Raw genomic sequence first — 16,884 nt, 5'->3', positions numbered from 1 at the left:
CTCAAGCGCGCGCATGCGCTGCTCGAAAGCGGCAAGTCGCGCGGCAAGATCGTGCTGGAGGGGTGGTAGGCGACCGCAACGCTGGAGCGTAGGGTGGGTTAGACCAGCAGCTGCGCAAAGCGCAGTTGATGGGCGTAACCCACCATCTTCGTTCAGCACGCGCGGATGCGTGGTGGGTTACGCCGTGCGAACTGCGCTTCGCGCAGTCGCAGGGCTAACCCACCCTACGATTTCTCGCGCGATTTCACGATCCGGCCCAACGCCGACAGCAGCCGATCGATCTGCTCGTCCGTGCCGACGGTGATCCGCAGGAAATCCGCGATGCGCGGCGCCGAGAAGTGGCGGACGATCACCGCCTGCTCGCGCAGCGCAGCCGCAAGCTTCGCCCCCTCATGCGCGGGATGGCGCGCGAAGACGAAGTTGGCGAGCGACGGCAGCACCGCAAAGCCGGCGCTCGTGAGTCCGCGGATCAGCCGCTCCCGGCCTTCGATCACACGAAGGCGGCTCTGCTGGAAATAGGCGTCGTCCTGCAGCGAAGCAATCGCACCGGCCTGAGCAGGCCGGCCGAGCGGATATGAATTGAAACTGTCCTTCACGCGCGTCAGCGCATCGATCAGATCGGCATCGCCGATCGCATATCCCACCCGTAGTCCGGCCAGCGCGCGGGACTTGGACATGGTCTGCACGACCAGCAGATTCGGATGGGACGCAACCAGTGGAATGGCGGTCTCGGCGCCGAAATCGACATAGGCCTCGTCGACGACGACAGGCGCATCCGGATGCTCTTGCAGCAATGTCTCGATCTCGGCGCGCGACAGTGCGATGCCTGTCGGCGCGTTCGGATTGGGGATGATGATCGCGCCAGCCGGCCGCCGGTAATCTGCGACGCGAATTTGCATGGCCTGATCGAGCGGCACGGTCTCATACGCAATGCCGAACAGACGGCAATAGACCGGATAGAAGCTGTAGGTGATATCGGGAAACAGCAGCGGCCGATCATGCTTCAGCAGCGCGACGAAAGCATGCGCCAGCACCTCGTCCGAACCGTTGCCGACAAAGACCTGCTCGGGCTTCACGCCGTGATAGGCGGCCAGGGCCGCGCGCAGCGCCGTCGCCTGCGGGTCCGGATAAAGACGCAGCGTATCGGCCGCCGCAGAGCGGATCGCCTCCAATGCGCGCGGCGACGGTCCGAGCGGGTTCTCGTTGGTGTTCAGCTTGACGAGATCCGCCATGCGAGGCTGTTCGCCCGGCACGTAGGGCTTCAACTCATGCGTCAAGCTGCTCCAGAAACGGCTCATCTTCCCTCACCCTCACGCGGACGCGTCGCCCGCTCGACAAAGCCTTTTGCGAGCGCGTGATAGATACCTTCCTCGCAGATCATCCGCGAGACGAAATGCGCGATCAGTGCCGCCGCCATCAACGGCACGACCATGCCGTGATTGTCGGTCATCTCGGTCACGATCACGAAGGCAGTGATCGGCGCCTGCACGACGCCGGCGAAGTAGGAGACCATACCAAGCAGCATGATCGCGCCGAGCGGCGCATCGTGGAATAGCGCCGCGATGTTGCTGCCGATGCCGGCACCGACGGCGAGCGAGGGCGAGAATATGCCGCCGGGGATGCCGCTGATCGCGGCAAAAGTCGTAGCCAGAAGCTTGAGTAAGCCAAAATCTCGTGGCAGCGGCGAACCGTGCTCCAGCGCCGTCTTCACCTGCTCATAGCCCGTGCCATAGATGGTATCGCCCGAGATCAGGCCGCAGATCGCGACAGCGAGGCCGCAGGCGAATGCGAACCACAGCGGGTGGCCCTTGATCGCGCGTCCGAGCGGGTTCTTCAACCCGCGCGCCATGGCGATGACGACCCGGCTGAACAGGCCGCCCGCAAGGCCGCCGACCGCACCGCACAGCGGAACGGCCAGCCAGTCGGCGCCACGCGAAAGCGACATCGCGCTGCTGCCGAAATAGGCGTAATTGCCGGCCAGCGCGAGCGACGTCAGGCCGGCGGCAATGACCGCTGCAATGATGAGACTGGACGTGCGGGTCTCGAATGCGCGGCTCATCTCTTCGATGCCGAAGACGATTCCCGCAAGCGGCGTGTTGAAGGCCGCGGCGACGCCGGCGGCAGCACCGGCGAGGATCAAGCCAGGTTGGCGACGCGGCGAGACACGGCCGAGTGCGAACATGATGGAGGCGCCGACCTGAACGGTCGGCCCTTCCCGCCCGACCGAAGCACCGCACAGCAGCCCGAACAGCGTGAGGATCATCTTGCCGATCGCGATCCGGATCGAGACCAGGCTCTCGCGCGCTGCCTGATCGCTCAGATGCCGCGCGGCGATCGCCTGCGGAATGCCGCTGCCCTGCGCATTCGGAAACAGGCGGATGGTCAGATAGGCCGACAGCATGAAGCCGAGCGGCGTCACCGCCAGCACGGCATAGCGCGACCTGGCCAGGAGCAGCGCAAAGGCATGCTGGGCGAGATCGGCCAGCTGCGCCAGCGCCACCGCCGCGGCGCCGACCCCGATCCCGCCGAGCAGAAAGATCGCCCGTCGCTGCCATCGCGCGGATGTCAGCCTGAACAGGCGCTTGTGACGGGTCGAGAGGGGCCAGAGCATGGGGCTCGTTTTAGCCTGTCGGGCCCCGAATTGAAGCAGGAAGTGGGGCAGAGCAGCTAGGCTGGAACCCCGGTCCCGACGCCCCAACTCTGCTCAGGCGATGGTGTTGACGATGCCGCCTTCAGCGCGCAGCGCCGCACCGTTGGTGGCGGATGCCTCCTTCGAGGCGACATAGACCACCATGTTGGCGATCTCGTCGACGCTGGCAAAGCGCTGGATCAGCGAACTCGGGCGGTGCTGCTTGACGAAATTGGCGGCCGCCTCGTCAACCGACTGCCCGTTCTGCCTGGCGAGATCCTTCACGAAGGTCTCGACGCCCTCGGACATGGTCGGACCGGGGAGCACCGAGTTCACGGTGACGGCGGTGCCCCGGGTGAGCTGCGCAAGGCCACGCGCGATCGCGAGCTGGGCCGTCTTGCTCATGCCGTAGTGAATCATCTCGACGGGAATGTTGAGCCCGGACTCGGAGGAAATGAAGACGATGCGGCCCCAGTTGCGCTTGAGCATGCCCTTCATGTAGGCCCGCGACAGCCGCACGCCGCTCATCACGTTGACCTCGAAGAAGCGGCTCCAGTCCTCGTCCGGAATCTCGAAGAAGTCCTTCGGCTCGAAGATGCCGGCATTGTTGATGAGAATGTCAACCTCGGGCAGATCAGCCGCCAGCGCCTTGCAGCCGGCCGCGGTCGACACGTCGGCGGCGATGCCGCGCACCTTGGCGCCCGTCCCTTCCAGCTTGCGCACGGCCGCATCGACCTTGTCCTGGCCGCGTCCGTTGATCACGACGCTGGCGCCGGAAGCAGCAAGGCCCTTGGCGATGGCGTGGCCGATGCCTGCGGTCGAGCCGGTGACGAGGGCAGTCTTTCCGGAAAGGTCGATCTTCATCAGTCAATCTCCATTGCTGTCGACGGGGATATCGTGCGCTGCACAAGCAGCTTCAATCGTCCCTCACCGATGCGTGAGGCTTCAGCGTTTTGGCGGTGGCATCCGGACAAACGCGACGATGGCATCGATATCCTGAGCCGTCATGGTGGCATCGCCCAGCATAGGCCAACGGCGGCTTGAGCTTGTGACCATCGCGCGCGATGCGTTGCGTAATCGCACGTTTGATTTCGTCGTCGCGCCACTGCGCGCCTGAGCAACAAAAAAAGCGGCGCCCCGAGGCGCCGCTTTTGACACGTTGATGTCGAGATAGCTTACGCCGCCTCGGCTTCCTTCGCCTGGACCGGACCTGAGTCCTGGCCCTTGGCATCGACGTCGCGATCGACGAACTCGATCACGGCCATCGCGGCGTTGTCGCCGTAGCGGAAGCCGGCCTTGATGATGCGGGTGTAGCCACCCTGGCGATCCTTATAGCGGGGCGCCAGCACGTCGAACAGCTTCTTGACCTGGTCCTTGTCGCGCATCTCGGAGATGGCCTGGCGACGCATGGACAGGCCGCCCTTCTTGCCGAGGGTGACGAGCTTCTCGACGATCGGGCGAAGCTCCTTGGCCTTCGGCAGCGTGGTGACGATCTGCTCGTGCTTGATCAGCGCGGCCGCCATGTTGGCGAACATCGCGCGGCGATGCTCGGCCGTGCGGTTGAGCTTCCGATGAACCTTGCCGTGACGCATGTAACTATTCCTTATTTTAGAACTGCCGCGACGGTTCGTCGGACCAGTTGCTCAGGTGGGCTTCCTGCGTTCGCCCATAAAAATGACGGCCGGGGACGCCGGCCGTCACGGTGAAGTCGGATCAATAGTGATCTTCGAAGCGCTTGGCGAGCTCGTCGATGTTCTCCGGCGGCCAGCCCGGCACTTCCATGCCGAGGTGTAGACCCATCTGGGCCAGCACTTCCTTGATCTCGTTCAGCGACTTGCGGCCGAAGTTCGGAGTGCGGAGCATTTCCGCCTCGCTCTTCTGCACGAGGTCGCCGATGTAGACGATGTTGTCGTTCTTCAAGCAGTTGGCCGAACGCACCGACAGCTCGAGCTCGTCCACCTTCTTGAGGAAGGCCGGGTTGAAGGCGAGGTCCGGGATGATCTCCTGGGCGACTTCCTTGCGCGGCTCTTCGAAGTTGACGAACACGTTGAGCTGATCCTGCAGGATGCGGGCGGCGTAAGCCACCGAGTCATCCGGCGAGATCGCGCCGTTGGTCTCGATCGTCATGGTCAGCTTGTCGTAGTCGAGGATCTGGCCCTCGCGGGTGTTCTCGACCTTGTAGGAGACCTTGCGCACCGGCGAGTAAAGGCTGTCGACCGGGATCAGGCCGATCGGCGCGTCCTCGGGACGGTTGCGCTCGGCGGGCACGTAGCCCTTGCCGGTCGAGACCGTGAACTCCATGCGGATCTCGGCGCCCTCGTCGAGGGTGCAGATCTGCAGGTCCGGGTTGAGCACGACGACATCGCCGACGGTCTGGATGTCGCCGGCGGTGACGACGCCCGGGCCGGACTTCTTCACGACCATGCGCTTGGGGCCTTCGCCCTGCATCTTGATCGAGATGTCCTTGATGTTCAGCACGATGTCGGTGACGTCCTCACGGACGCCAGCGATCGAGGAGAACTCGTGCAGCACGCCGTCGATGTGCACCGACTGCACCGCCGCGCCCTGGAGCGAGGAGAGCAGGATGCGACGCAGCGCATTGCCGAGCGTCTGGCCGAAGCCGCGCTCGAGCGGCTCGGCAACGATGGTCGCGAAGCGCGACGGGTCGCTGCCGGGCGTGACCTGGAGCTTGTTCGGCCGAATCAGTTCTTGCCAATTTTTCTGGATCGTCACTGTTTCACCCATACAGGCCAGTCGATTTGAAAATTCAAATACTGGCGTTGGAGAAAGGCCGCAGATCAAACCCGCGGCTTCTTGCAAAAAGCATCGCGGGCGCCGATGCGCCCGCAACACGTAGAAATCAGACGCGCCGACGCTTGCGCGGACGGCAGCCGTTGTGCGGGATCGTGGTCACGTCGCGGATCGAGGTGACGGTGAAGCCGGCGGCCTGCAGCGCACGGAGCGCCGATTCGCGGCCCGAACCGGGACCGGCGACTTCGACTTCCAGCGTGCGCATGCCGTGTTCCTGCGCCTTCTTCGACACGTCTTCAGCGGCGACCTGTGCGGCGTACGGGGTCGACTTGCGCGAGCCCTTGAAGCCCATCGTGCCGGCGGAAGACCAGGCAATCGTGTTGCCCTGCGCGTCGGTGATGGTGATGGTCGTGTTGTTGAAGGACGAGTTCACGTGCGCGACGCCGGAGGCGATGTTCTTGCGCTCACGACGACGAACGCGGGTGGCTTCCTTGCCCATAGAGTACCTTTCCTGAAGATCTCAAACGCCGCCGTAATGCCAGCGGCTACACCTGATGGAACGAAAGGCGCGTGGCGAGAGGGTCTCCCCGCTTCGCCACACGCCGCGACTGGATGCGAAAACTTACTTCTTCTTGCCGGCGATGGCCTTGGCCGGCCCCTTGCGCGTACGCGCATTGGTGTGGGTGCGCTGACCGCGCACCGGCAGACCGCGACGATGACGCAGGCCGCGATAGCAACCGAGGTCCATCAGACGCTTGATGTTGATACCGACTTCACGACGCAGATCGCCCTCGACGAGATAGTCGCGGTCGATCACTTCGCGGATCTGGAGCACTTCGGCGTCGCTGAGCTGATTGACGCGGCGATCCTCGGGGATCTTCACCTTTTCGAGGATCTCACCAGCGATCTTCTGGCCGATGCCATGGATGTACTGGAGCGCGATCAGCACGCGCTTGTTGGTCGGAATGTTCACGCCGGCAATACGGGCCACGGCCTTCTCTCCTGTTGCCGATCCCTCGTCAGGAATCGGGCTTTAAGTGCTTATGTTTCTCGGGCAGGTGTTCACAAACGCGAACACGACGCCCACCCCTGGTCTTCCTGGGGCCCGGCATCGTTTGAAACTATCCGACTTGGATGCGGGGCTTATTAAGGGATTCCGGGGGCTTTCGTCAACCGCCGCTAGCGCTTGGCTCGCTTTTTCGTGACCTTTTTTGCAGCCTTCTTGGCACCCTTTTTGAGGGCCTTCTTGACGCTTGTTTTGGCGGTCTTTTTGGCGCTCTTTTTGACCGTTTTCTTGGCTGCCTTCTTGGAACCCTTCACCGCCTTCTTGGCGGATTTCGCCGGTTTGGTAGCCTTTTTGGCCGCTTTCGCCGGCTTTTTGGCCGGTTTGGCAGTCTTAGCCCCCGTCTTGGCGGGCGCCGCCTTGGCCGCGCTGCGGGCATGGGTCTTGGCATGGGTTTTGGGCTCGACCGCGCCCAGCGCCAGCAGCTGGCGGTGGATGGCCCGGGTGACCTCGTCGATGGCCATCATGCCGTCGATGGTCGAGAGCTTCCGGCGCTCGGAATAGTAGTGAATCAGCGGTTCCGTCTGGCTGCGGTAGCTGGCGAGCCGCTTGGTCAGGACCTCCGGGGTGTCGTCGAGCCGGACCTCCTCCCCGCGCTCCCGCATCTGGGCGACACGGGTCTCGACGCGGCTCAGCAGCGCACTCTCGTTGACGCGGAGCTCGATCACCGCGTCAAGCTTGAGATGTTTATGGCGCAGCAGGTCATCCAGCGCCTCGGCCTGCGGCACGGTGCGCGGGAAGCCGTCGAGGATGAAGCCGCGCTTGGCGTCCGGCTGATCGATGCGGTCCGAGATGATTCCGACCACGACGTCATCAGGGACGAGCCCGCCGCTCGCCATGATCTCCTTGGCCTTCAGCCCGACCGGCGTGCCGGCCGCGACGGCTGCACGCAACATTTCGCCGGTCGAGAGCTGGACGATGCCATAGCGCTGCACCAGCAGCTGCGCCTGGGTCCCCTTGCCCGATCCTGGCGGTCCCAGAAGTATAATTCTCATCGGCGTACGCCCCCCGGATTGGTGAGCGATACGTCGCGCACCTGTGTTTGAAGATCGAGAATGGTGCAGACCACAATCAGCGCCGCACCACCACTCATACTATAGGGCAGCCCGTTTCCGTAAACCAAGAGCGCTTCCGGAATCATCTGCACCAGCGTCAGGTAGACGGCTCCGACGATGGTCGTCAATGACACGACGCGATCGAGATGATCCGCGGTGGCCTCACCCGGCGCGACGCCGGGAATCGCGCCGCCGTGCTTGGCAAGCTGTTCGGCGACATCTTCGGGATCGACCACATAGGACGTGTAGACGAACGCCAGCGCGAATACCGCGATCGAGATCACGATCAGATGGGCAGGCCGCCCGACCTGGAGGGACTGGTAGAGCGCCCCAATCCAGGGGGCGCCCCCAAGCAGGAAGGCAGCAGCCGATAGCGGCAGGAAGATGAACCAGGGCGCCACGGTGGTCGGTATCAGAAAGCCGGCATTGTTCAACTTGACCGGGAGCACCGTCGTCCGCGCCGGCAGGATCCTTGCCCCCACGCCGCGCTGCGCAAAGGCGATTCCGATGTTTCGCCGCGCACCTTCGACGACGACGATCAGGACGACCGCGGCGGCCCAGAACACGAGGTGGAACAGCACGAGATCGCTGGAGACCGAACCGCTTCGCATCACCTCCAGGACGTTTGACACATCAGAGGGCAGCGCCGCGAGGAAGCCGACGCTCAGCATCAGCGCCAGCCCGTTACCGATGCCGTGGCGGGTGATCTGCTCGCTGAGGAAGATCAGGACGAACACGCCGCCGACCATGGTCGCGGTGGTCGTGACCACGAACCAGCCCTCGGGGTCGCTCACCAGATTTGGCACGTCCTTGAGAGCCGAGGCGATGCCATAGGCCTGGAAGGCCGCGATGACCAAGGTCAGGGCGAGGGTCAGGCGGGCGATGCTGCGCCGGCCTGCCTCGCCCGATCGCTCCCGTGCATTCAAGCCGCGCCAGACCACCGACAACAGCCGGATCAGGATCGCAGCACTGAGATAGGGAACGAGACCGAGCGCAAACAGCGAGAGGCGGGCAACGAGCCCGCCGGTGAGCGGCAGGGTCGATGTTGCTACGCCCGGTACGGGAATATGCGTGCCGAGCCTGAAGAGGAGCAGCGCGCCAATCGTGAAACCGATCCGGCGCGCAAGCTCCCCATTCATCTACGGCGGCCCCTCAGCTTCGACTTCCGGATTAGGCCTTCATACTGATGCGCCAGCAGATAGCCCTGAACCTGCGCTACCGTATCCATGGTCACGCTGACCACGATCAGGAGCGACGTGCCGCCAAAGTAGAACGGCACCGAGGCGTAGGAAATCAGAATTTCCGGGATCAAGCAGACGATCGCCAGGTAAATCGCGCCGAGCACGGTGATCCGCGACAGCACGTAGTCGATATATTCGGCGGTGCGCTCGCCGGGACGGATGCCCGGGATGAAGCCGCCATGCTTCTTCAGATTGTCCGCGGTCTCGGTCGGGTTGAATACGATCGCGGTATAGAAGAAGGCGAAGAACACGATCAGCGCGAGATAGAGAATCAGGAACAGCGGACGGCCGTGGCCGAGCTGGGTGGTGATCCACTGGAACCATTCCGGCCCCTTGCCCGCGTTGAAGTTCGCGACCGTGGTCGGCAGCAGCAGCAGCGAGGACGCGAAGATCGGCGGGATCACGCCTGACGTGTTGAGCTTGAGCGGCAGATGCGAGGACTGCCCCTCGAACATCTTGTTGCCGACCTGGCGCTTTGGATACTGGATCAAGAGCCGGCGCTGGGCGCGCTCCATGAACACGATGAAGGCGATCACGGCGACCGCCATCACGATGACGATCAGGATCAGCCCGGTCGACATCGCGCCCTGACGGCCGAGCTCGAGCATGTTGGCGAGCGCTGCGGGCAGCTCGGCGACGATGCCGGAGAGAATGATCAGCGAGATGCCGTTGCCGATGCCGCGCGAGGTGATCTGCTCACCCAGCCACATCAGGAACATGGTGCCGCCGGTCAGCGTGATCGCGGTGGAGAGACGGAAGAACATGCCGGGGTCGCTGACGACGTTGCCGGCGCCTTCGAGGCCGACGGCGATGCCGTAGGACTGGAACGCGGCCAGGATCACAGTCAAATAGCGGGTGTACTGGTTCAGCGTCTTGCGGCCGGCCTCGCCTTCCTTCTTCAGCGCCTCGAGCTGCGGCGAGACGGTGGTCAGGAGCTGGATGATGATCGAGGCGGAGATATACGGCATGATGTTCAGCGCGAAGATCGCCATGCGGTGGATGCCACCGCCGGCGAACATGTTGAACATACCGAGGATGCCGCCCGCCTGCGACCTGAACACCTGCTCCCAGATGTTGGGATCGATGCCGGGCAGCGGGATGTAGGTTCCGAGCCGATAAACGAGCAGCGCACCCAGGGTGAACCAGATGCGCTTCTTCAGTTCGTCAGCCTTGGCAAACGCGCCGAAATTGAGGTTGGCTGCCAGTTGTTCCGCTGCTGAGGCCATATTGGACTTTCTCCCGCCGCCTTTTGCGCCGTCATACCCGCGGCCGGGCTACTTTAGCGGACGCCGGACATTATCTGGGGCTTCGGCTTCGATAAGTCCACGTCCCGCATGCGTAAAGGCCCGCGAGGCGCGGGCCAATGACGCAGTTGTTACGCCGCCTCGCCTTCTTCCTTAGGCTGGGCGAGGATCTTCACCGAACCACCCGCCTTCTCGACCGCCGCGATCGCGGACTTGGTGGCGCCGTGGACTTCGATGTTGAGCTTGGCCTTGAGCTCGCCGCGGCCGAGCAGCCGCAGGCCGGCCTTGGCGCGGCGCAGCACGCCGGCCTTCACCAGGCTCTCGACGTTTACGACGCTGCCAGCCTCGAGCTTCTTGGCATCGACCGCATCCTGGAGCCGGTCGAGATTGATCTCGGCGTACTCGACGCGGAAGATGTTGTTGAAGCCGCGCTTGGGCAGACGGCGATGCATCGGCATCTGGCCGCCCTCGAAACCCTTGATGCGCACGCCCGAACGCGCGGTCTGGCCCTTGCCGCCGCGGCCGGACTGCTTGCCCTTGCCCGAACCGATGCCACGGCCGACGCGCATGCGCTTCTTGCGCGAGCCGGCGTTGTCGGCGATATCGCTGAGCTTCATCGCCCTGCTCCTTGTGTTTTGCGCATGACCTCGATCATGCGCGCAATTTTACTTCTCGTCGACGATGCGGACGAGATGGTGAACCTTCTCGATCATGCCGCGCACGGCCGGGGTGTCCGGCAATTCGCTGGTGCGGCCGATCTTGTTGAGCTTGAGCCCGATCAGCGTCGAACGCTGCGAGTGATGGCGGCGGATCGCGCTGCCGGTCTGCTCGAGCTTGATCGTCTTTGCGGACTTTGCGGCGTCCTTGGCCATCGTGGTCTACTCCGAAAAGCGTTGGTTAGTCCGCCGCCGCCTCGGCATCGCCGCCGATGCGACGACCCTGGAGGGTGGACACCTTGATGTTGCGGCGTGCCGCGACCGAACGCGGTGAATCCTGGTGCTTCAGCGCATCGAAAGTCGCGCGAACCATGTTGTACGGGTTCGACGAGCCGATCGACTTCGCCACCACGTCCTGGACGCCGAGCGTCTCGAACACGGCGCGCATCGGGCCGCCGGCGATGATGCCGGTACCGGCGGGAGCTGCACGCAGGTAGACACGGCCCGCGCCATGACGGCCGGCGATGTCGTGATGCAGGGTGCGGCCCTCGCGCAGCGACACGCGGGTCAGGTTGCGCTTGGCGGATTCGGTGGCCTTGCGGATCGCCTCGGGCACTTCGCGCGCCTTGCCGTGACCGAAACCGGCGCGGCCCTTCTGATCGCCGATCACGACCAGCGCGGCGAAACCGAAGCGCTTGCCGCCCTTGACGACCTTGGCCACGCGATTGATGTGGACGAGCTTATCGACGAACTCGCTGTCGCGCTCCTCGCGCTCCTTGCGTTCACGTCCGCCGCCGCGTTGATCGCGTCCACCACGTTGTTCGCGTTCTGCCATTTTTCCAATCCTTCAGAGGCTTACGCCTCAATCCTCAAATTCTGTTAGAAGCTCAGCCCGCTCTCACGCGCAGCGTCGGCAAGAGCCTTGACGCGCCCGTGGTAGAGGTAGCTGCCGCGATCGAACACGACTTCCTTGACGCCCTTCTCCGCAGCGCGCTCGGCCAGCAGCTTGCCGACCGCCTTCGCTGCATCGATGTCGGCGCCGGTCTTGCCGCCGTCGCGCATCGTCTTCTCCAGCGAGGAGGCAGAGGCGAGCGTCTCGCCCTTCAGGTCGTCGATGACCTGGGCGTAGATGTGCTTGGACGAGCGGAACACCGACAGACGCGGACGACCACCAGCGGAGCGACGCAGCTTCAGCCGCACACTCCGCTTGCGCCGGGCATTCGTAACCTTGGCTTTGGACATGACCGGCTCCGTTACTTCTTCTTGCCTTCCTTGCGGAAGATGAATTCGCCCACATACTTCACGCCCTTGCCCTTGTAGGGCTCCGGCGGACGATAGGAGCGGATCTCGGCGGCAACCTGGCCGACGCGCTGAATGTCGCTGCCCGACACCGTGATTTCGGTCGGCTTCGGCACGGCGATCGTGATCCCTTCCGGGATCGGGTAGATCACGTCGTGGCTGTAACCGAGCGCGAGCTGCAGGTTCTTGCCCTGCATCGCGGCACGATAACCGACGCCGGTGATTTCGAGCTTCTTCTCGAAGCCCTTGGTGACGCCTTCGACCAGATTCGCGACCTGGGCGCGAGCGGTGCCGTACAGCGCCCGCGCGCGGTTGGTCTCGGCCCGCGGCTTGACCTTGATCTGGCCGCTCTCGAGCTTCACCTCGACGTCGTCATGGACGACGAACTGAAGCTGGCCCTTCGGCCCCTTCATCTTGACGGTCTGCCCATCGACGGTCGCGGTCACACCGGACGGCACCGCCACAGGCCTTTTGCCAACACGTGACATGGATCAAAAACCCTTCTCAGAACACCGTGAAGAGGACTTCACCGCCCACGTTCGCTTCACGCGCACTGTGGTCGGCCATGATCCCCTTCGGCGTCGACAACACCGAAATACCGAGTCCGTTATTGACCCGCGGCAGGTTCTTCACCGAGGCGTAAACGCGGCGCCCGGGCTTGGAGACACGTTCGATCTCGCGGATGACGGGCTCGCCGTCGAAATACTTCAGCTCGATCTCGATCTCGCTGCGGCCCGAGGAGTGCTCGAGCGTGGCGTAACCGCGGATGTAGCCCTCGCTCTTCAGCACTTCGAGGACGTTCTCGCGCATCTTCGAGCCAGGCGTGGACACCTTGGTCTTGGAACGCATCTGCGCGTTGCGGATGCGGGTGATCAGATCGCTGATTGGATCGTGCGTAGACATCTAAACGACCCTCCTTACCAGCTCGACTTCACGAGGCCCGGGACCATGCCCTTGGAGCCAAGGTCGCGGAGCGCGATACGGGACAGCTTGTTCTTGCGATAGTTCGAGCGCGGGCGGCCCGACAGCTCGCAACGCAGACGGATGCGGGTGGCCGACGAATTGCGCGGCATTTCCGCCAGCTTCAGGGTGGCGGCGAACCGCTCCTCCATCGGCAGCGTCTTGTCGGCGATGATCGCCTTCAACCGCTCGCGCTTCGGGGCGGCGTTCTTCACCATCCGCTTGCGCCGGTTGTTCTTCTCGACTGAACTCTTCTTTGCCATGCTTGGCTCCTGGGTATCCGCGTTTGAGAGGCTTTAGGTCAGCGTCTCACTGCCGGAACGGGAAATTGAAAGCGGTCAACAAGGCCCTCGCCTCTTCGTCGGTCTTGGCCGTGGTGCAGACGGTGATGTCCATACCGCGGGCTTCCGTGACCTTGTCGAAGTCGATCTCGGGGAAAATGATGTGCTCCTTGATGCCGAGCGAGTAGTTGCCGCGGCCGTCAAAGCTCTTCGGGTTCAGGCCGCGGAAGTCGCGGACGCGCGGCAGCGCGACGTTGACCAGGCGGTCGATGAACTCGTACATGCGGGCCTTGCGCAGCGTGACCTTGCAGCCGATCGGCTGGTTCTCACGCAGCTTGAAGGTCGCGATCGCGATGCGCGAATAGGTCACGATCGCCTTCTGGCCGGCGATCTGGGTCAGCTCGCCAGCGGCGGTCTCGGCCTTCTTGCGGTCGTTGACGCTATCGCCAACGCCCATGTTCAGCACGACCTTGTCCAGCCGCGGAACCTGCATGACGTTCTGATAACCGAACTTCTCGGTCATCGCCGTGCGGATCTTCGCGTCGTATTCCGCGCGCAGGCGCGGGGTGTAAGCGGTCTCAGCCATCGATCTCAGCTCCCGAGCTCTTGGCGATGCGAACCTTCTTGCCGTCCGCCAGAATCTTGAATCCGACGCGGGTCGGCTTTCCGTCCTTGCCGACATACGCAATGTTGGACAGTTGGATCGGCGCCTCTTTCGAGATGATGCCGCCCTCCTGGGCCTGCGTCTGCTTCTGGTGACGCTTGACCATGTTGATGCCGCGCACGAGCGCCGTGCCGGCGTCGGGGCGAACTTCGAACACTTCGCCGGTGCGACCCTTGTCGCGGCCGGTCAGCACGACGACCTTGTCGCCCTTGCGGATCTTCGCAGCCATCACAGCACCTCCGGCGCGAGCGAAATGATCTTCATGTGGTTCTTGGCGCGCAGCTCGCGCGGCACGGGCCCGAAGATACGGGTGCCGACCGGCTCGGACTGATTGTTGATCAGAACGGCGGCATTGCGGTCGAAGCGGATGACCGAACCGTCGGCGCGGCGGATGTCCTTGCGGACACGCACCACGACGGCCTTCATCACGTCGCCCTTCTTCACCTTGCCACGCGGAATCGCTTCCTTGATCGAGACGACAATGATGTCGCCGATCGTGGCGTAGCGGCGCTTGGAGCCTCCGAGCACCTTGATACACATGACACGGCGTGCGCCAGAATTGTCGGCCACGTCGAGGTTGGTCTGCATCTGAATCATTGATGCACCTCGTCCTCTTTCTCTTTGCGCCAGCCTAGCCGGCGCTCAACATTTCCCTGAAGTCAGCCGGCCAAATGAATGGCCAAGGCCAACAGATCAGGCGCTTTTCTTGTGTTCGCCCCGGATCACGATCCAGCACTTCAACTTCGAAATCGGCTTGGTCTCTTCGATCCAGACCATGTCGCCCGGCTTGAACTCGTTGTTCTCGTCGTGCGCATGGTAGTTCTTCGAACGGCGGATCGTCTTCTTGTAGATCGGATGCGTGAAGCGGCGATCGACGCGCACCACGACGGTCTTGGCAGTCTTGTCGCTGACGACCACGCCTTGCAAAGTACGTTTCGGCATATCCGTTAGCCCCTTACTTCTTCTTCGCGCGCTGCTGCGCGGCGACGGTCTTGATCCGGGCGATATCGCGGCGAGCCTCGCGCAGACGCGAGGTGTTCTCGAGCTGCCCGGTGGCACGCTGGAAGCGCAGGTTGAAGCGCTCCTTCTTCAGATTCAGGACTGCGTCGTCCTGCTGGTCGGGGCTCATCGCGCGGATGTCTTCGATCTTCATCTGGGCCATGGCCATTACTCCGCAATGCGCTCGACGAAGCGCGTCTTGATCGGCAGCTTGGCGGCCGCCAGGGTCAGCGCCTCGCGCGCCGTCTGGGTGTTGACGCCGTCGATCTCGAACAGCACCCGGCCCGGCTTGACGCGGGCCACCCACAATTCCGGCGACCCCTTGCCGGAGCCCATGCGGACTTCGGCCGGCTTCTTCGACACCGGAACGTCCGGGAACACGCGGATCCAGACCCGGCCGGCGCGCTTCATGTGGCGGGTCAGCGCGCGGCGGGCGGCTTCGATCTGGCGCGCGGTGACGCGCTCAGGCTCGGTCGCCTTCAGGCCGAACTGGCCGAACGCCAACGTCGCGCCCGAAGACGCGACGCCGTGAATGCGGCCCTTATGCGCCTTCCGGAACTTCGTTTTCTTAGGTTGCATCATGGCTTTAAGCCCTCAAATTCTTGGTGCAGATCAGGCTGCAGCCGTGTCGCGGCGCCCACGGCCGCCACGCTCGCTGCTACCACCCGTCTCGCCTTCGGCCATTCTCTTGTCCTGGGCCATCGGATCGTGTTCGAGGATCTCGCCCTTGAAGATCCAGACCTTGACGCCGCAGGTGCCGAAGGTCGTGAACGCGGTCGCAACGCCGTAGTCGATGTCGGCGCGCAGCGTGTGCAGCGGCACGCGACCTTCGCGGTACCACTCCATGCGCGCGATTTCCGCACCGCCCAGACGACCCGAGCAGTTGATGCGGATGCCTTCCGCGCCGAGACGCATCGCCGACTGCACGGCGCGCTTCATGGCACGGCGGAACGCCACGCGGCGCTCGAGCTGCTGAGCGATCGACTCGGCCACCAGCGTCGCATCGAGCTCCGGCTTGCGGATCTCGACGATGTTGATGACGACGTCGGACGAGGTGATGTCCGCGACCTTCTTGCGAAGCTTGTCGATGTCGGCGCCCTTCTTGCCGATCACCACGCCCGGACGGGCCGAGTGGATGGTGACGCGGCACTTCTTGTGCGGACGCTCGATCACGATGCGGGCGACGGCCGCCTGCTTGAGCTCCTTGTGCAGGATCTCGCGGATCTTGACGTCCTCATGCAGCAGCTTGCCGTATTCCTGCTTGCCGGCGAACCAGCGGGAATCCCAGGTCCGGTTGATGCCGAGGCGCAGACCGATCGGATTGATCTTTTGACCCATCGTATTCTCCTGCGACCCTTAAGCCGCTGCTGCTTCGGCTTCGACCTGACGAACAATGATCGTCAGCTGCGAAAATGGTTTGTAGACACGCCCCGAGCGACCACGGCCGCGAGCGGCGAAACGCTTCATCACCAGGCCATTGCCGACGAAGGCCTGCGCCACGACGAGATCATCGACGTCGAGGTCGTGGTTGTTCTCGGCATTGGCGATCGCCGATTCCAGGCACTTCTTGACGTCGACCGCGATCCGCTTGCGCGAGAACTGCAGATCGGCGAGCGCAGCGGAAGCCTTCCGGCCGCGAATGAGCTGGGCGACCAGGTTGAGCTTCTGCGGGCTCACCCGCAGCATCCGGGCGACCGCCTTGGCCTCGTTCTCGGCGAGGCTCCGTTCGCGCTTAGGTTTGCTCATCGTTTAATCCTCAAGCCTTCTTGGCTTTCTTGTCGCCGGAGTGGCCATGGAAGGTCCGGGTCGGCGAAAACTCGCCGAACTTGTGACCGACCATTTCCTCGTTGACGGCCACCGGCACGTGCTTCTGACCGTTGTAGACGCCGAAGGTCAGGCCGACGAACTGCGGCAGGATCGTCGAGCGACGGCTCCAGATCTTGATGACGTCGTGACGGCCGGACGCGCGGGCGGCATCTGCCTTCTTGAGCAGAGAACCCTCGACGAACGGGCCTTTCCAGACTGAACGAACCATGTCCGTC

At 63.6% G+C, this 16,884-nt stretch carries 26 protein-coding genes; all 26 read right to left on the bottom strand.

Features of this window, described 5'->3' with window-relative positions; genetic code table 11:
* Window positions 1–224: 224 nt before the first annotated feature.
* On the bottom strand, window positions 225–1,298 hold the full coding sequence (hisC, locus tag G8O24_RS27075) for a histidinol-phosphate transaminase (protein ID WP_188104683.1): 1,074 nt from the start codon (window positions 1,296–1,298) through the stop codon (window positions 225–227).
* A complete protein-coding gene (locus G8O24_RS27070; RefSeq protein WP_188104681.1) occupies window positions 1,295–2,611 on the bottom strand; it encodes a chloride channel protein in 1,317 nt (438 codons plus the stop codon). Before G8O24_RS27070 ends, hisC begins: the two co-directional genes overlap by 4 nt.
* Before the next feature lie 93 nt (window positions 2,612–2,704).
* Window positions 2,705–3,493, bottom strand: a complete 789-nt coding sequence (locus G8O24_RS27065) for an SDR family NAD(P)-dependent oxidoreductase (RefSeq protein ID WP_188104679.1) — start codon at window positions 3,491–3,493, stop codon at window positions 2,705–2,707.
* A 311-nt stretch (window positions 3,494–3,804) separates the two neighbouring features.
* Window positions 3,805–4,221: a 50S ribosomal protein L17 gene (gene rplQ / locus G8O24_RS27060; RefSeq protein WP_057745449.1), complete on the bottom strand. Its 417-nt coding sequence runs from the start codon at window positions 4,219–4,221 to the stop codon at window positions 3,805–3,807.
* Between the two features lie 121 nt (window positions 4,222–4,342).
* Window positions 4,343–5,374 carry a DNA-directed RNA polymerase subunit alpha gene (locus G8O24_RS27055; protein WP_057745452.1) on the bottom strand — a complete coding sequence of 344 codons (1,032 nt, stop codon included), beginning with the start codon at window positions 5,372–5,374 and terminating at the stop codon, window positions 4,343–4,345.
* A 115-nt stretch (window positions 5,375–5,489) separates the two neighbouring features.
* Complete coding sequence (gene rpsK / locus G8O24_RS27050; protein ID WP_007603045.1) at window positions 5,490–5,879, bottom strand: 30S ribosomal protein S11; 390 nt, start codon at window positions 5,877–5,879, stop codon at window positions 5,490–5,492.
* Between the two features lie 123 nt (window positions 5,880–6,002).
* Window positions 6,003–6,371: a 30S ribosomal protein S13 gene (rpsM, locus tag G8O24_RS27045; RefSeq protein ID WP_014494511.1), complete on the bottom strand. Its 369-nt coding sequence runs from the start codon at window positions 6,369–6,371 to the stop codon at window positions 6,003–6,005.
* A 188-nt stretch (window positions 6,372–6,559) separates the two neighbouring features.
* Window positions 6,560–7,438 carry an adenylate kinase gene (locus tag G8O24_RS27040; RefSeq protein ID WP_188104677.1) on the bottom strand — a complete coding sequence of 293 codons (879 nt, stop codon included), beginning with the start codon at window positions 7,436–7,438 and terminating at the stop codon, window positions 6,560–6,562.
* Window positions 7,435–8,637: a preprotein translocase subunit SecY gene (locus G8O24_RS27035; RefSeq protein WP_188104675.1), complete on the bottom strand. Its 1,203-nt coding sequence runs from the start codon at window positions 8,635–8,637 to the stop codon at window positions 7,435–7,437. The genes G8O24_RS27040 and G8O24_RS27035 overlap by 4 nt, the downstream gene beginning before the upstream one ends.
* Window positions 8,634–9,965, bottom strand: coding sequence for a preprotein translocase subunit SecY (gene secY / locus G8O24_RS27030; protein WP_128966824.1), 1,332 nt, complete (start codon window positions 9,963–9,965; stop codon window positions 8,634–8,636). Before secY ends, G8O24_RS27035 begins: the two co-directional genes overlap by 4 nt.
* 149 nt (window positions 9,966–10,114) lie before the next feature.
* Entirely contained in the window at window positions 10,115–10,600 is a 486-nt protein-coding gene (gene rplO, locus G8O24_RS27025; protein ID WP_188104673.1) for a 50S ribosomal protein L15, read from the bottom strand.
* Window positions 10,601–10,648: 48 nt separating this feature from the next.
* Window positions 10,649–10,855 carry a 50S ribosomal protein L30 gene (gene rpmD / locus G8O24_RS27020; RefSeq protein ID WP_092294155.1) on the bottom strand — a complete coding sequence of 69 codons (207 nt, stop codon included), beginning with the start codon at window positions 10,853–10,855 and terminating at the stop codon, window positions 10,649–10,651.
* A gap of 25 nt (window positions 10,856–10,880) precedes the next feature.
* Entirely contained in the window at window positions 10,881–11,474 is a 594-nt protein-coding gene (gene rpsE / locus G8O24_RS27015; RefSeq protein ID WP_057745465.1) for a 30S ribosomal protein S5, read from the bottom strand.
* Between the two features lie 44 nt (window positions 11,475–11,518).
* Window positions 11,519–11,881: a 50S ribosomal protein L18 gene (gene rplR, locus G8O24_RS27010; protein ID WP_061026875.1), complete on the bottom strand. Its 363-nt coding sequence runs from the start codon at window positions 11,879–11,881 to the stop codon at window positions 11,519–11,521.
* Window positions 11,882–11,892: 11 nt separating this feature from the next.
* On the bottom strand, window positions 11,893–12,426 hold the full coding sequence (rplF, locus tag G8O24_RS27005) for a 50S ribosomal protein L6 (RefSeq protein ID WP_188104671.1): 534 nt from the start codon (window positions 12,424–12,426) through the stop codon (window positions 11,893–11,895).
* Window positions 12,427–12,442: 16 nt separating this feature from the next.
* Window positions 12,443–12,841, bottom strand: coding sequence for a 30S ribosomal protein S8 (gene rpsH, locus G8O24_RS27000; protein ID WP_188104669.1), 399 nt, complete (start codon window positions 12,839–12,841; stop codon window positions 12,443–12,445).
* Between the two features lie 14 nt (window positions 12,842–12,855).
* Window positions 12,856–13,161 carry a 30S ribosomal protein S14 gene (rpsN, locus tag G8O24_RS26995; protein WP_057745473.1) on the bottom strand — a complete coding sequence of 102 codons (306 nt, stop codon included), beginning with the start codon at window positions 13,159–13,161 and terminating at the stop codon, window positions 12,856–12,858.
* Between the two features lie 46 nt (window positions 13,162–13,207).
* Window positions 13,208–13,765: a 50S ribosomal protein L5 gene (gene rplE, locus G8O24_RS26990; RefSeq protein WP_188104667.1), complete on the bottom strand. Its 558-nt coding sequence runs from the start codon at window positions 13,763–13,765 to the stop codon at window positions 13,208–13,210.
* Window positions 13,758–14,072 (bottom strand): 50S ribosomal protein L24, encoded by a 315-nt coding sequence (gene rplX / locus G8O24_RS26985; protein WP_011088142.1) that lies wholly within the window; start codon window positions 14,070–14,072, stop codon window positions 13,758–13,760. Before rplX ends, rplE begins: the two co-directional genes overlap by 8 nt.
* Window positions 14,072–14,440, bottom strand: coding sequence for a 50S ribosomal protein L14 (gene rplN, locus G8O24_RS26980; protein WP_007603030.1), 369 nt, complete (start codon window positions 14,438–14,440; stop codon window positions 14,072–14,074). The genes rplX and rplN overlap by 1 nt, the downstream gene beginning before the upstream one ends.
* 96 nt (window positions 14,441–14,536) lie before the next feature.
* Window positions 14,537–14,785, bottom strand: a complete 249-nt coding sequence (gene rpsQ, locus G8O24_RS26975) for a 30S ribosomal protein S17 (RefSeq protein WP_057745481.1) — start codon at window positions 14,783–14,785, stop codon at window positions 14,537–14,539.
* A 13-nt stretch (window positions 14,786–14,798) separates the two neighbouring features.
* On the bottom strand, window positions 14,799–15,005 hold the full coding sequence (gene rpmC / locus G8O24_RS26970) for a 50S ribosomal protein L29 (RefSeq protein ID WP_027520957.1): 207 nt from the start codon (window positions 15,003–15,005) through the stop codon (window positions 14,799–14,801).
* A gap of 5 nt (window positions 15,006–15,010) precedes the next feature.
* Window positions 15,011–15,424, bottom strand: coding sequence for a 50S ribosomal protein L16 (gene rplP / locus G8O24_RS26965; protein ID WP_008136349.1), 414 nt, complete (start codon window positions 15,422–15,424; stop codon window positions 15,011–15,013).
* 30 nt (window positions 15,425–15,454) lie between these two features.
* Window positions 15,455–16,180 carry a 30S ribosomal protein S3 gene (gene rpsC, locus G8O24_RS26960; RefSeq protein ID WP_188104665.1) on the bottom strand — a complete coding sequence of 242 codons (726 nt, stop codon included), beginning with the start codon at window positions 16,178–16,180 and terminating at the stop codon, window positions 15,455–15,457.
* A gap of 18 nt (window positions 16,181–16,198) precedes the next feature.
* Window positions 16,199–16,588, bottom strand: a complete 390-nt coding sequence (gene rplV, locus G8O24_RS26955) for a 50S ribosomal protein L22 (protein ID WP_057745488.1) — start codon at window positions 16,586–16,588, stop codon at window positions 16,199–16,201.
* Between the two features lie 10 nt (window positions 16,589–16,598).
* Window positions 16,599–16,877, bottom strand: a complete 279-nt coding sequence (gene rpsS / locus G8O24_RS26950; RefSeq protein ID WP_008136357.1) for a 30S ribosomal protein S19 — start codon at window positions 16,875–16,877, stop codon at window positions 16,599–16,601.
* Between the last annotated feature and the right edge of the window lie 7 nt (window positions 16,878–16,884).

The organism is Bradyrhizobium campsiandrae (genome assembly GCF_014529705.1).
Taxonomy (GTDB): domain Bacteria; phylum Pseudomonadota; class Alphaproteobacteria; order Rhizobiales; family Xanthobacteraceae; genus Bradyrhizobium; species Bradyrhizobium campsiandrae.
The sequence above is the reverse complement of the archived record's forward strand: the minus strand, read 5'-3'. Positions and strand labels throughout refer to the sequence as shown.